The sequence below is a fragment of the Allobosea sp. NPDC055353 genome, assembly GCF_053644975.1.
Window position 1 is genome coordinate 288,272 of the sequence record NZ_JBSHMC010000001.1, and the last position, 12,478, is coordinate 300,749.

A 12,478-nucleotide genomic window follows, 5' to 3' on the forward strand; every position below is an offset into this window, starting at 1 on the left:
GCTCCCGGAGGCATTCCATGCCCATTGCCCTTTATGCCCTCACCGTCGGTGCCTTCGGCATCGGCGTCACCGAATTCGTGATCATGGGCCTGCTCCTGCAGGTCTCCGCCGATCTCGGCATCAGCGTCCCGCTCGCCGGCCTGCTGATGACCGGCTATGCGCTCGGCGTCTTCGTCGGCGCGCCGGTCCTGACGATCGCGACCCGCACGCTTCCGCGCAAGACGACGCTGCTCGTGCTGATGGCGATCTTCACCCTCGGCAATTTCGCAGCTGCACTGAGCCCGAGCTTCGGCTGGCTGATGGCGGCGCGCATCGTCACGGCGCTGGCGCATGGCACCTTCTTCGGCGTCGGCTCGCTGGTCGCGACCAGCCTCGTCGCGCCGGAACGCAAGGCTTCGGCCATTGCCTTGATGTTCACCGGCCTGACGCTCGCGACCCTGCTTGGCGTGCCCTTCGGCTCCTGGCTCGGCCTCGCCTTCGGCTGGCGCTCGACCTTCTGGGCGGTGACCGCGATCGGCCTCGTCGCCTTGGTCGTCCTCGCGGTCTTCGTCCCGGCCGATCGCGAGCGCGTCGTTCCCGGCCCGCTCGCCGAGGAGTTCAAGGTGCTGGCGCGACCGCAGGTTCAGCTCGGCCTCCTCATGACGGTGCTCGGCTTCGGCGGCATCTTCGCGGTTTTCACCTTCATCCAGCCCATTCTCGTCCAGCTCGCCGGCTTCAGCGAGGCCGCGGTCTCGCCGATCCTGCTGGTCTTCGGCGGCGGGCTCGTCGTCGGCAACCTGCTCGGCGGGCGCTGGGCCGATCGCAGGCTCGCCCCCGCACTGATCGGCTCGATCGCGCTCTTGACCATCGCGATGTTCGCCTCGGGCCTGGCCTTCCACAGCCAGATCGGCGCCATCGCCGCGGCCTTCGTGCTGGGCGCTGCCGCCTTCGCCACGGTCGCGCCGCTCCAGATGTGGGTGCTTCAGCAGGCCGGTGGCGCGGGGCAGGGGCTGGCGTCGAGCCTCAACATCGCTGCCTTCAACCTCGGCAACGCCTTCGGAGCCTGGCTCGGCGGCGCGGTGATCACGCAGGGGCTGGGCTATGGCGCGATTGCGCCGGTTGCTGCCGTCGTGCCGCTGCTGGCGCTCGGCCTCGCCGTCTTCGCGGTGTCGCTCGAGCGGCGTGCGGCCCGTCTGACCCCGGCCTGCGCTACCTGAAACGCGCCAGCATACCCCCAAGCAAAAGCCCGCCGGACGGTTCGTCCGGCGGGCTTTCTGCATTCAGGTTGGGATCAGCGCGGGGCGCGCTTGGCGAGGATGCGCTGCAAGGTGCGCCGGTGCATGCCGAGGCGACGCGCCGTCTCCGAGACATTGCGGCTGCAGAGTTCGTAGACGCGTTGGATATGCTCCCAGCGCACCCGGTCGGCCGACATCGGGTTTTCCGGCGGTTGCGGGCGGGCATCGCGCTGCGCGGCGAGGGCTGCATGGATCTCGTCGGCATCGGCCGGCTTGGCGAGGAAGTCGAAAGCACCGAGCTTCACCGCGCTGACGGCGGTCGCGATATTGCCGTAGCCGGTCAGGACCACGCCGCGCGCATCGGGCCGGCGCTCCTTCAGGCGGGCGATCACGTCGAGGCCGTTGCCGTCGCCGAGGCGCAGGTCGATCACCGCGAAGGCCGGTGCCGCCTCTTCCACGGCAGCCATGCCCGCCGCGACGCTGTCGGCGATGCGGACCGCATAGCCGCGGCCTTCCATGGCGCGGGCGAGGCGGGTCAGGAACGGCTTGTCGTCATCAACCAGCAGAAGGGACATGTCGTCGGCCGGCCCGGCCCTGTCGGTTTCGCTCGCTGTATCCTGCATCGTCTTCTCCTTGCCGCTTCTCGGCGCGCTGCGGCGGCGCGCATTAGGGTTTCGGTTGTCCGGCTCACCCCGTGAGGCCGGCTCAGTCAGCTTCATTTAAGGCCGATGCGCCCGCCTGGGTACCCCCATCGCTGGGCAGGTCGGCCTCGAAATCGTCGCGAGACCAGGTAATTCGGATCGAAGCACCGCTCGCAGGCGCCGGCCGGTTCGAGAATTCCAGCGTGGCACCACCCCGTTCCAACAGCGTCTTGGCGATGAAGAGACCGAGCCCGAGGCCCCCGCCGGCTCGGCCTTCGCCCGCTCCGCGCGAGAGATAGGGGTCGCCCGCCCGCATCAGCACGTCGGGCGGGAAGCCCGGCCCGTCATCGGCGATCGCCAGAACCACCTGGCTCTGGCTCCATTCCGCGGTGATCGTCACGGTCGAACGCGCGAAATCGACGGCATTGTCGACGATGTTGCCGAGGCCGTAGATCATGCCGGGATTGCGGCGGCAGACCGGCTCCGGCTTGTCGCCGGTCATGGTGATCTCGAAGGGCACGCCGAAGGGGCGCTGCGGCCCGGCGGTCTCCTCGATCAGCAGGCGCAGGGTGAGCTGGCCGAGCGGGCCGGCATCCTCGTCCTGCAGGCTGGAGAGCTTGCCTAGGATGCCGCGGCAGCGCTCGACCTGTTCGCGCAGCAAGGCGATATCCTCGGCCATCTCTCCTTCGGGCGGGGCGAGGCGGGTCAATTCGCGGGCGACGAGTGCAATCGTGCCGAGCGGCGTGCCGAGCTCATGGGCGGCGGCGGCCGCGAGGCCGTCGAGCTGTGACAGGTGCTGCTCGCGCGCCAGCACGAGTTCGGTCGCGGCAAGTGCGTCGGACAGGTCGCGCGCCTCCTTGGCGACGCGCCAGGCATAGATGCCGGTGAAGCCGAGGCCGAGCACGAGCGCAGCCCAGTTGCCGAGCTGATAGAAGGCCGGCAGCACCGGCCGGTCGTCCCCGGCCCAGGGCAAGGGCAGGTGATAGCGGCTGAGCAGGGTCGCGAGCCCCATCGCCAGCAGGCCGAGCACCAGCGTGCGCTGCGGCGGCAGGGCCGTCGCCGAGATCATCACCGGCGCCAGGAACAGGATCGCGAACGGGTTCTGCAGGCCGCCGGTCATGAAGAGCAGCGCCGCGAGCTGGGCGATATCGAAGCCGAGCAGGGCGGTCGCGGCCCTGTCGTTGAGACGATGGCTCAGCGGAAAGCGGATGCGCAGCGCGATGTTGAGCCAGGCGGAAACTGCGATGACGCTGAAGCACCAGCCGAAGGGCAGGGGGAAGCCGAGGCCGAAATGCACGCCGGCGACGGCGAGGCTCTGCCCGGCGATGGCGAGCCAGCGCAGCCTGACCAGCGTATCGAGGCGCAAGTGGCGGCTGGAGCGCGCCAGGGCCGGGGCAGAGAAGTCCGGGAAGCTCAAGGTTTGGTGGTCTCCTGCGCGGCGCCTGCCGTGGGCTTTTTCCCGGCTTCATCCACATCGCAGGAAAATCTTAGCCTTTAGCCGGGTTGAATGAGAACAAAATCAACGTAAGGTGCGATGCTGCGTCGCATCATTACATGTTGCGCCGCCGGAAGGACATTCATCGTATGTACGGGGCCGCCATGTCGTTTGCCTACCATGCCTACGAAGCGGTTCACATGATGGTGAGCCCGGTGCGCGGGGTTTCGGATGCGATGCATCTGGCCTTCAAGAACCCGGCCAATCCGCTGACCTACACGCCCTTCGGCCGGACCGTCGCGGCATCCTGCGAATTGTTCGAGCGTATGACGCGCCGCTACGGCAAGCCGGCCTTCGGCCTCGACGAGACCACGATGAACGGCGTCCATGTCGCCGTCGAGGAGCGGGTCGTCTGGGAGCGCCCCTTCTGCAAGCTGGTCTATTTCGACCGCAAGATCCCGGCCAGCCGCCGCAAGCCGCAGCCGAAGGTGCTGCTGGTCGCGCCGATGTCGGGCCATTACGCCACGCTGCTGCGTGGCACGGTCGAGGCCTTCCTGCCGGGCCACGAGGTTTACATCACCGATTGGGTCGATGCCCGTCTCGTGCCGCTCTCCGAGGGCCGTTTCGACCTCGACGATTACATCGACTACGTCATCGGCATGCTGCAGATGTTGGGCCCGGACACCCATGTCATGGCGATCTGCCAGCCTTCGGTGCCGGTCATTGCCGCGGTCGCCCGCATGGAGGCGGAATCGGACCCTTGCGCGCCCCGTTCGATGACGCTGATGGGCGGCCCGATCGACACCCGCCGCTCGCCAACCGCCGTCAACCAGCTCGCGATGGAGCGCGGCACGGACTGGTTCCGCCGCAACTGCATCACCGTCGTGCCTTTCCCGAGCCTCGGCGCGTTCCGGCAGGTCTATCCCGGCTTCATGCAGCTCTCGGGCTTCATGGCGATGAATATCGACCGCCACGTCACCGCCCATTACGACATGTTCAAGCATCTCGTCAGCGGCGACGGCGATTCCGCCGAGAAGCATCGTGATTTCTATGACGAGTATCTCGCGGTGATGGACCTGACCGCCGAGTTCTATCTCCAGACCGTCGACACCGTCTTCGTCCAGCATGCCCTGCCGAAGGGCGAGATGATGCACCGTGACAAGCCGGTCGATCTCACGGCCATCCGCCGCGTCGCCCTGATGACGGTCGAGGGCGAGAACGACGACATCTCCGGCGTCGGCCAGACCAAGGCGGCGCACGACCTCTGCGTCAACATCCCCGCCGACAAGCGCGTCCATTATCTCCAGCCGAAGGTCGGCCATTACGGCGTCTTCAACGGCTCGCGCTTCCGGTCCGAGATTCAGCCGCGCATCTCCGACTTCATGGTCAGCCTCGACATGGAAGCGGCCAAGGATCGTCGCGACGACAGCGCCAAGGAGCAGCGCAAGGCGCTCAAGGTCGTCGGTTAAGCCCCTTTCGGATCGCCCGCGAATCCCGCACAATCGCGGGCGATGCGCATCTCCCTCTTCAGGCGCCAGCCGGACCCCGACCGGATCGAGGTCGTGCATGCCGGCACGCGCTATGCCGTCCTGGTCAAGCGCCGCACCGCCGCGCGGCGGATGACCTTGCGCGTCTCGCAGGCGACCGGCGAGATCACCCTCACCCTGCCCGAGCGCGCCGATTTCGCGGCCGGCAGGACCTTCGCCGAGAACCATGGCGGCTGGATCGCCGCGCGCATGGCGAAGCGCCCGCGCCCCGTGCCGTTCGAACCAGGCCAGAGCATCCCCTTGCGCGGCGTGCCGCATCGCATCGTCCAATGGTCGAAGGCGCGCGGGCTGACGCAGGCGACGCGCGACGCTGATGGCGCGCCCGTCATCGCAGTGGCTGGCGATGCCGCTCATGTTTCCCGCCGGGTCAAGGATTTCCTGAGAAAACGCGCGCTCGACGATATCGAGAAGGCCGTGCGGCGTCATACCGCGACGCTCGGCATCCCCGCCCGCAAGATCACGATTCGCGACACGACCAGCCGCTGGGGTTCCTGCTCCTCGCAGGGCCATCTCAGCTTTTCCTGGCGCTTGATCCTCGCGCCGCCGGCGGTGCTCGACTATCTCGCGGCTCATGAGGTGGCGCATCTCAAGGAGATGAACCACTCGCACCGCTTCTGGGCGCTGACCCACAAGCTCTGCCCCCATACCGAGGAGGCGGAAGCCTGGCTGAAGCGCCATGGCGCCAGCCTGCATGGCTATGGTTAAGCCGGCTGCGCCGCCGCAATTCCGCCGTTAACCACTTTCTGAAACCTCGCCCCGCACACTGAAGGCCGATTCGCTTCCAGCGTGAGTATGCCTATGGGTCAGGTCATCGCGTTCCGTATTCCGCAACAGCCGGCAGCCGCTCCCGAGCCGGTGCTCGGCCTGATGTCGGCCGTCGATTTCGCCCTGCGCGATCTCGCCGAGATTCTCCCCCATATCGCGCTGGATTCGGCGCGCCAGCAGGCCGAGGCCTGCCGGGCGATGCTGGCGCAGGCCTTCGATGCCGAGGTCGAGGCCGAGCTGGGCAACTGATCCTGCGCTCGCGCATGCCGCCCCCGGCGACGACGCGGGTTGCCGAAGCGGCCGAATTGACGAACCTCTCTGGGAAAGAGCCGGTGATCCGCCGGCCAAATAGCCTGGGAGGCTTCATCCGTGTTTCTGACCAACAGCGATATGGTCGATCTCGTCGATCTCCGGCATCGGCTGCATCGCCGCCCCGAAATTTCGGGCGAGGAACGTGAGACAGCCGCGACCATCGTCGACTTCCTGAAGCCGACCGACCCCGACCGCATCGTCACCGAACTCGGCGGCCATGGCGTCGCCGCGATCTACGAGGGCGCCGAGCCCGGCCCGACCGTGCTGATCCGCGCCGAACTCGACGCGCTCCCGATCGAGGAGCTCTCCGAGAGCGACCACCGCTCCGAAATCCCCGGCAAGGGCCATCTCTGCGGCCATGACGGCCACATGACCATCCTCGCCGGCCTCGCCCGCGGGCTGCAGCGCAACCCGCCCAAGAAGGGCCGCGCCATCCTGCTGTTCCAGCCGGCCGAGGAAACCGGCGCGGGTGCCGCTGCCGTCATGGCCGATCCGAAATTCGAGGAGATCGTGCCGGATTACGCCTTCTCCCTGCATAACCGCCCGGGCGTCCCCGTCGGTCATGCCCGTATCTCGGAAGGCGCGGCCAATTGCGCCTCGCGCGGCATCAAGATCATCCTGACGGGCGAGACCTCGCATGCCTCGACGCCCGAGCATGGCCGCTCGCCCGCGCCGGCCATCGCGACGCTGATCCCGGCCCTGACCGCGCTTGGCCCCGGCGGGCCGCTCGATGCCAATTTCCGGCTGGTGACGGTGACCCATGTCGAGATCGGCGAGCAGGCCTTCGGTATCGCGCCGGGCCATGGCGAGCTCTGGGCGACTTTGCGCACGGTCAACGACGCGCAGATGGGCGCGCTCTGCGAAGCGGCCGAGAAGCTGGCGCGCGAGGCGGCCGAGGCCGGCCGGCTCACCGTCGAGATCAGCTATCATGACGTCTTCCACCATTGCGAGAACGAGCCGGAAGCCGTCGCGATGCTGCGCCGGGCGATGGACGAGGAGAAGGTGCCGCATGGCCCGACGCCGCCCTCGCGCGGCTCGGAGGATTTCGGCCTGTTCGGGCGCCGCTCCAAATCTGCGATGTTCCTGCTTGGCTCCGGCGAGACCGCGCATCTGCACAATCCGGATTTCGATTTCCCGGATGATGCGATTGGCCCCGGCGCGCGCGTCTTCATGCGAGCATTGCGCAATCTGCTCGGCGAAGCCCGGCCACAGGGTTGAGGGAGCAGGACATGGCTTTGGATTGGACCGGCGCCGCGACCCGCGCGCAGGACATCGTCGCGAACTGGCAGCGCGCGGCGGGGCCGGGCGGCGCCGTCGTGCTCTTCGACCGGGACGGCGTGCGCGAGGCCTTTGCCGGCGGCCTCGCCAGCATCGAATACGGCGTGCCCTTCACGCCGCAGACGCCGAACCGCTTCGCCTCGATCAGCAAGCATGTCCTGGCCGTGGCATTGCTGCGCGCCGGCATCCCGCTCGATGCGCCGCTCGGCCGCTGGCTGCCGGAATTGCCGAAGCCGCTCGCCGAGGTCGAATTTGGCCGCGCCCTCGACATGACCGGCGCCCTGCCGGACATGATGGAAGCCTTCTGGCAGCAGGGCGTGCCCTTTACCGCGACGTTGAATGCGGAGGAGGTCTTCGCGCTCGCCCGCCGCTTGCCCTCGCTATGTGCCGAGCCCGGCACCGAGATGGCCTATTCGAACACCGGCTGGCGGCTGGGCCAGCGCATCCTCGAGCAGGTGACGGGCAAGCCCTACAAGGAGACCGTCGCGGAACTCTCCGGTGAGCTCGGCCTCGCCTTCCGCCTGCCCTATGACGGCGCGGAGATCGTGCCCGGCCTCGCCACCGGCTACTGGAACGACGGGGCGGACTGGCGGCGCGGCCATAACGGCCCGCATTTTTCCGCATCGGGCGGACTCGTGGGCTCCGCCGCCGATCTCGCCGGCTGGGCCTCGGCCCTGCTGGCGGGGCGCGGCCCGCTCGCCGGTATGCTGGAACGCCTGACGGCGCCGCGCCATTTCGCCGATGGAAGCGAGAGCGTCTACCGGCTCGGCCTTGTCGCCAGCCGGCTCGGCGAGACCGCGATCGTTGGCCATGGTGGCTCGCTCGCCGGCTATCGCAACCATTTCTGGATGTCGCCGGCCCATGGCGTTGGCGTTGTCGTACTGAGCAATCGCGAGGAAGAGGCGCTCTGGCCTGCCCTGACGGTGCTGGCGGCCCTGCTCGGGCAGGACCTGCCGACGATCGCAACCGCGCCGGTCGGCCTGTTCGCCAGCGACGAGGGGCCGTTCTGGGCCGAGCTTGCCGCCGATTCGATCAGCTACATGGGCGGTTTCGAGCGTCTGATCACTGATGGTGACGGCGGTCTGCGCAGCCTGCCCGCTTATCTCGACATCCGCCTGAAGCAGGACGGGGAGGACCGCCTCATCGGCCTGATCGGCGGCGTGCAGCGTTCGCTCCGGCGCGTGCCGGCCGATACCCCGCTCGATGCGCGATTGATCGGGCGCTGGCGCGATCCGAACTTCGGCACCGAGATCGAGATCCGGGCCGATGGCACGGCGCTGATGCCCTGGCCCTCAGGCGGCACGGTATCGCGCCTGACGCCGCTGCCGAACGGCCGCGCGCTCGCCGATCACCTGCACGGACCCTGGCGGTCGCGGCCCTGTCTCTGGCTCGATGCGGAAGGCAGCTTGCGGGTCGCCAGCCATCGGGCAAGGATCTTGCGGATGAAACAAAAATGAAGCGCACCCGCTGAGGCTGCTCCGCTGAGGGGTGGGGCCGCTAGGCTGGTGACGAAGGAGGAGAACGCCCGATGCAACTGCCCCGTTTCACCGCCGCGCTGCTGCTGACGGCGGCCGCGCTCCTGCCGCTTCCGGCGGCGGCTCAGTCGCAGCCGGCCTCGAACCGCGTCCTGCGCGTCGCGCCGCATGCGGATCTCAAGACGCTCGACCCCGTCGCGGCCTCCATCGTCATCACCCGCATGCACGGGTTGATGATCTACGAGACGCTCTTTGCCTGGGATTCGAACCTCCAGCCGAAGCCGCAGATGGTCGAGAGCTTCGAGACCTCGCCGGACAAGCTGACCTGGACCTTCAAGCTTCGCCCCGGCCTGAAATTCCATGACGGCCAGCCGGTGACGACCAAGGACGTCATCGCCTCGCTCGCGCGCTGGATGAAGCGCGACACCATCGGCGGCAAGCTCGCGGAGTATACGGACGGCATGGAGGCGGTAGACGACGCCACCTTCAAGCTCAAGCTGAAGCGCCCGCTGGCGCTGGTCCCCTTCGCGCTCGGCTCGGCCGTCGGCCAGATCCCGGTGATCATGCGCGAGTCCGACGCCAAGTCCGATCCGATGAAGCCGGTCACCGAGACGATCGGCTCCGGCCCGTTCAAGTTCAACCGCGAGGAATGGCGCAGCGGCTCGAAGGTCGTCTACGATCGCAATCCCGACTATATCCCGCGCTCCGAGCCGGCCGACGGGCTCGCCGGCGGGCGCGTGGTCAAGGTCGATCGCGTCGAATGGCAGATCATGCCGGACGCCGCGACCGCCGCCGCCGCGCTTCAGACCGGCGAGATCGATATCTGGGAGCAGCCGAGCCAGGACCTGATTCCGGTCATCTCGACCAACAGCCAAGTCAAGGTCGAGCGCTACTCCAACCTCGCCAACCAGGTGATGCTGCGGCCGAACCATCTCTATCCGCCCTTCGACAATCCGAAGGCCCGGCTCGCATTGGCCTATGCCACCGATCAGGCGGACTTCCTCGCGGCCGGCTTCGGCGACGAGGAATGGTGGAAGCGCTGCAGCGCCTATTTCGTCTGCGGCGGCCCCAACGGCACGGAAATCGGCACCGAAGGCTATGCCAAGCCCAATCTCGACAAGGCGCGCGAGCTGCTGAAGGAGAGCGGTTACAAGGGCGAGAAGCTCGTGCTCTCGACCAGCAACGATATTGCCCCGATCGGTCGCATGGCCGAGGTTGCGGCCTCCTCGCTCAAGGCCGTCGGCTTCAATGTCGATGTCCAGTTCGCCGACTGGGGCGCCGTCACGACCCGCCAGCAGAACAAGGGCGCACCCGACCAGGGTGGCTGGAACCTCTTCGTCACCTATGCCTCGGGCGCGACCATGCAGTCGCCCCTGACCAATATCGGCACCAACATGGCCTGCGAGCGCGCCTGGGCCGGCTGGCCCTGCGATGCCGAGGCCGAGAAGCTGCGCGGCGCCTTCGTCGATGCGCCCGACGATACCAGCCGCAAGATCGCGCTGGAGGCTCTGCACAAGCGCTTGGCGGAGATGCAGCCCTATCGCGTGCTCGGCCAGTTCGACCAGCCCTATGCCCGGCGCACCAATGTCTCCGGTGTCCTGGCGGCGCCGGTCATGCTGTTCTGGAACGTCGAGAAGAAGTGAGGGGTGAGGCGAGGTTTTCCACTCGTACCCTCCAAGAGGTCATCCCGGACAAGCCGCGCAGCGGCGCTGACCCGGGATTCATGCCTGAGCCTCTATCGGCTGTGCTCCGGAATGGATCCCGGGTCTCCGCTTCGCTCCGCCCGGGATGACGGCGCGAGTGAAATGCTACAGCGTCGCGCGCCAGACGAAATCGCGGCTCTCGCCCGGCATCAGCTTGAGGATGCCGGGCTTGTCCGCGATTTCGCCCTGCCAGCCGATCGGGCTCGCCATGCTGAACCAGGGCTCGATGCACAGGAACGGCGCGCCTGTTGGCTTCGACCAGATGCCGAGATCCTTGTAGCCCTCCCAGCTCACGGTCAGGGCGCGGGCCTCCCGCCCTGATGCGTCCAGCGCTTGAAAGCGCACCGCGCGGTTCGCCACATCCGGGATCACGATCGCATCGTTGACGAAGAGGCTTTCGTCGAGTGGCAGTTCCTTGCCCGTAAAGGGCAGGGGGATCGGTGCGGTGAGCAGGCCGGCTTCGACGCCGAGGCCCTGACCGGGCTCCGCCTGCGGGAAGGTCAGGCGATGGGCCTGTTTGGCGATCCCGTCAGCCAGAGGCCAGAGAAAGGCGGGGTGGGCGCCGACACCGCAGATCAGTTCGACCTCGGCCGGATTGCTCACCCGTGAGGTGACGGTCAGCGTATCATCAGCCACCGCGTAGATCATCTGCAGCACGAACCGGAACGGATAGATCGCCAGCGTCTCCGCGCTCTCCCGCAATTCCAGCACCGCCCGATCCGTTGTGCGATCGACCCAGGTAAACAGGCTGTCGCGGGCGAAGCCGTGCTGGGTCAGGCGGTAGGAGCGCCCTTCATGGATCAGCGTATCATCGGTCAGCCGCCCGACGATCGGGAACAGCACCGGCGCGTGGCGCGGCCAATCCGGCCCGCCGTTCCAGAGCGCCGGCCCGTTCGCGTCGGCAAGCGCGATCAGTTCGCCGCCTTGCGCGCGGATCGTCGCGCGCAGCCGGTCGGAGGCAATCTCATGGGTTTCGGTCATTATCGTCTCCGTCGGCGGGCTCCCTCCCGATAGCCGATCGGCGCCGATGAAATCCACTGGGTTTCCGACGGAGTGTGCTCGCCCCTTGCGGCGGGGCGCGTTTCGCGCGATTCCGCTGCAAGCGCCTAAGGAGGCACGCCTTGCCGATCACCCGCCGTCAGTTCGCTGCCGCTTCGCTCGCCGCGCCCACCATCCTGAAGGGCGGGCGGGCTTTCGCCGCCGGCCGGCCCGTGACCGTTGCGTCGCTGCTCGGCGAGGACAAGCCGGAAACCAGGATCTGGCGACGCATCGCCGAGGTTCTGGCGCGCACGGCGCCGGGGCGTTTCGACCTGCGGATCGTCCCCAATGCTGCGCTCGGCGGCGAGAAGGAGGTCGCGGAGGGTCTCCGTCTCGGCTCGATCCAGGCGGCGCTCTCGACCGTGTCCTCGCTCTCGGCTTGGGTCCCCGCCGGGCAGATCCTGGACCTGCCCTTCCTGTTCCGCGACCGTGCCCATCTCGCGCGCGTGCTGGCCGGGCCGCTCGGAACCCAGCTCAAGACGCTCTACGAGGCGCAGGGCTTCGTCGTGCCGGGCTTCATCAATTACGGCGCCCGCCATCTCCTGGCGAAGGAGCCGCTGACCACGCCTGCTTCGGTCAGGGGCAAGCGCATCCGCGTCATCCAGAGCCCGCTGCACACCGCGCTCTGGTCGGGTTTCGGCGCCTTTCCCACGCCGATCCCGATCCCGGAGACCTATAACGCGCTGAAGACCGGTGTGGTCGATTGCATGGACCTGACCAAATCGGCCTATGTCGGCTTCCGCCTGCACGAGGTCGTGCCGGTCCTGATCGAGACCGGTCATATCTGGGCGAGCGGCGTCGTGATGTTCGCAAGCCCCTTCTGGAAGGGGCTGGCGCCGCAGGACCGGGAGGCGCTGACTGCCGCGGTCACCGAAGGCATCGCCTATTTCGACGAATTGATGCTGGCCGACGAGGAAGCCTCGATGGCGCGGGCCAAGGCTGAAGGCGGCAAGGTCGTGCCGGCCGAGGATCGTCAGGGCTGGCAGGATGGTGCACGCAAGGTCTGGGAGAGTTTTGCGCCGCAGCTCGGAGGTATGTCTGCTATCGAAGCCATCGCGCAGAGCCCCTGA

The 12,478-nt window shown here is 67.8% G+C and carries 11 protein-coding genes; 8 read left to right on the top strand and 3 right to left on the bottom strand.

Features of this window, described 5'->3' with window-relative positions:
- Positions 1 to 17: 17 nt before the first annotated feature.
- On the top strand, positions 18 to 1,196 hold the full coding sequence (locus tag ACWIEX_RS01290) for an MFS transporter (RefSeq protein WP_454031349.1): 1,179 nt from the start codon (positions 18 to 20) through the stop codon (positions 1,194 to 1,196).
- Between the two features lie 74 nt (positions 1,197 to 1,270).
- Here ACWIEX_RS01290 and ACWIEX_RS01295 read toward each other — a convergent pair whose 3' ends face one another.
- On the bottom strand, positions 1,271 to 1,837 hold the full coding sequence (locus tag ACWIEX_RS01295) for an ActR/PrrA/RegA family redox response regulator transcription factor (protein WP_454031350.1): 567 nt from the start codon (positions 1,835 to 1,837) through the stop codon (positions 1,271 to 1,273).
- An 82-nt stretch (positions 1,838 to 1,919) separates the two neighbouring features.
- On the bottom strand, positions 1,920 to 3,272 hold the full coding sequence (locus tag ACWIEX_RS01300) for an ActS/PrrB/RegB family redox-sensitive histidine kinase (protein WP_454031351.1): 1,353 nt from the start codon (positions 3,270 to 3,272) through the stop codon (positions 1,920 to 1,922).
- A 182-nt stretch (positions 3,273 to 3,454) separates the two neighbouring features.
- Here ACWIEX_RS01300 and ACWIEX_RS01305 point away from each other — a divergent pair, with 182 nt between their 5' ends.
- From ACWIEX_RS01305 to ACWIEX_RS01330, 6 genes are all read left to right on the top strand, one after another.
- Complete coding sequence (locus tag ACWIEX_RS01305; RefSeq protein WP_454031352.1) at positions 3,455 to 4,759, top strand: polyhydroxyalkanoate depolymerase; 1,305 nt, start codon at positions 3,455 to 3,457, stop codon at positions 4,757 to 4,759.
- Between the two features lie 42 nt (positions 4,760 to 4,801).
- Entirely contained in the window at positions 4,802 to 5,542 is a 741-nt protein-coding gene (locus tag ACWIEX_RS01310) for a M48 family metallopeptidase (protein ID WP_454031353.1), read from the top strand.
- A 93-nt stretch (positions 5,543 to 5,635) separates the two neighbouring features.
- Positions 5,636 to 5,851, top strand: a complete 216-nt coding sequence (locus ACWIEX_RS01315) for a hypothetical protein (RefSeq protein WP_454031354.1) — start codon at positions 5,636 to 5,638, stop codon at positions 5,849 to 5,851.
- A gap of 120 nt (positions 5,852 to 5,971) precedes the next feature.
- Complete coding sequence (locus ACWIEX_RS01320; RefSeq protein ID WP_454031355.1) at positions 5,972 to 7,132, top strand: amidohydrolase; 1,161 nt, start codon at positions 5,972 to 5,974, stop codon at positions 7,130 to 7,132.
- An 11-nt stretch (positions 7,133 to 7,143) separates the two neighbouring features.
- Positions 7,144 to 8,649, top strand: coding sequence for a serine hydrolase domain-containing protein (locus ACWIEX_RS01325; RefSeq protein ID WP_454031356.1), 1,506 nt, complete (start codon positions 7,144 to 7,146; stop codon positions 8,647 to 8,649).
- A gap of 71 nt (positions 8,650 to 8,720) precedes the next feature.
- A complete protein-coding gene (locus ACWIEX_RS01330; protein ID WP_454031357.1) occupies positions 8,721 to 10,310 on the top strand; it encodes an ABC transporter substrate-binding protein in 1,590 nt (529 codons plus the stop codon).
- Between the two features lie 165 nt (positions 10,311 to 10,475).
- Here the strand turns inward: ACWIEX_RS01330 and ACWIEX_RS01335 are convergent, their stop codons facing one another.
- Positions 10,476 to 11,351 carry an aldose 1-epimerase family protein gene (locus ACWIEX_RS01335; RefSeq protein ID WP_454031358.1) on the bottom strand — a complete coding sequence of 292 codons (876 nt, stop codon included), beginning with the start codon at positions 11,349 to 11,351 and terminating at the stop codon, positions 10,476 to 10,478.
- A 140-nt stretch (positions 11,352 to 11,491) separates the two neighbouring features.
- Between ACWIEX_RS01335 and ACWIEX_RS01340 the strand changes: the two genes are divergently transcribed.
- A complete protein-coding gene (locus tag ACWIEX_RS01340; RefSeq protein WP_454031359.1) occupies positions 11,492 to 12,478 on the top strand; it encodes a TRAP transporter substrate-binding protein in 987 nt (328 codons plus the stop codon).

What these genes read in the sequence shown, in the direction of transcription:
- ACWIEX_RS01290 (WP_454031349.1), top strand. Translation starts at nt 18, where the DNA reads ATGCCCATTGCCCTTTATGCCCTCACCGTCGGTGCCTTCGGCATCGGC.
- ACWIEX_RS01295 (WP_454031350.1), bottom strand. Translation starts at nt 1,837, where the DNA reads ATGCAGGATACAGCGAGCGAAACCGACAGGGCCGGGCCGGCCGACGAC.
- ACWIEX_RS01305 (WP_454031352.1), top strand. Translation starts at nt 3,455, where the DNA reads ATGTCGTTTGCCTACCATGCCTACGAAGCGGTTCACATGATGGTGAGC.
- ACWIEX_RS01310 (WP_454031353.1), top strand. Translation starts at nt 4,802, where the DNA reads ATGCGCATCTCCCTCTTCAGGCGCCAGCCGGACCCCGACCGGATCGAG.
- ACWIEX_RS01315 (WP_454031354.1), top strand. Translation starts at nt 5,636, where the DNA reads ATGGGTCAGGTCATCGCGTTCCGTATTCCGCAACAGCCGGCAGCCGCT.
- ACWIEX_RS01325 (WP_454031356.1), top strand. Translation starts at nt 7,144, where the DNA reads ATGGCTTTGGATTGGACCGGCGCCGCGACCCGCGCGCAGGACATCGTC.
- ACWIEX_RS01330 (WP_454031357.1), top strand. Translation starts at nt 8,721, where the DNA reads ATGCAACTGCCCCGTTTCACCGCCGCGCTGCTGCTGACGGCGGCCGCG.
- ACWIEX_RS01335 (WP_454031358.1), bottom strand. Translation starts at nt 11,351, where the DNA reads ATGACCGAAACCCATGAGATTGCCTCCGACCGGCTGCGCGCGACGATC.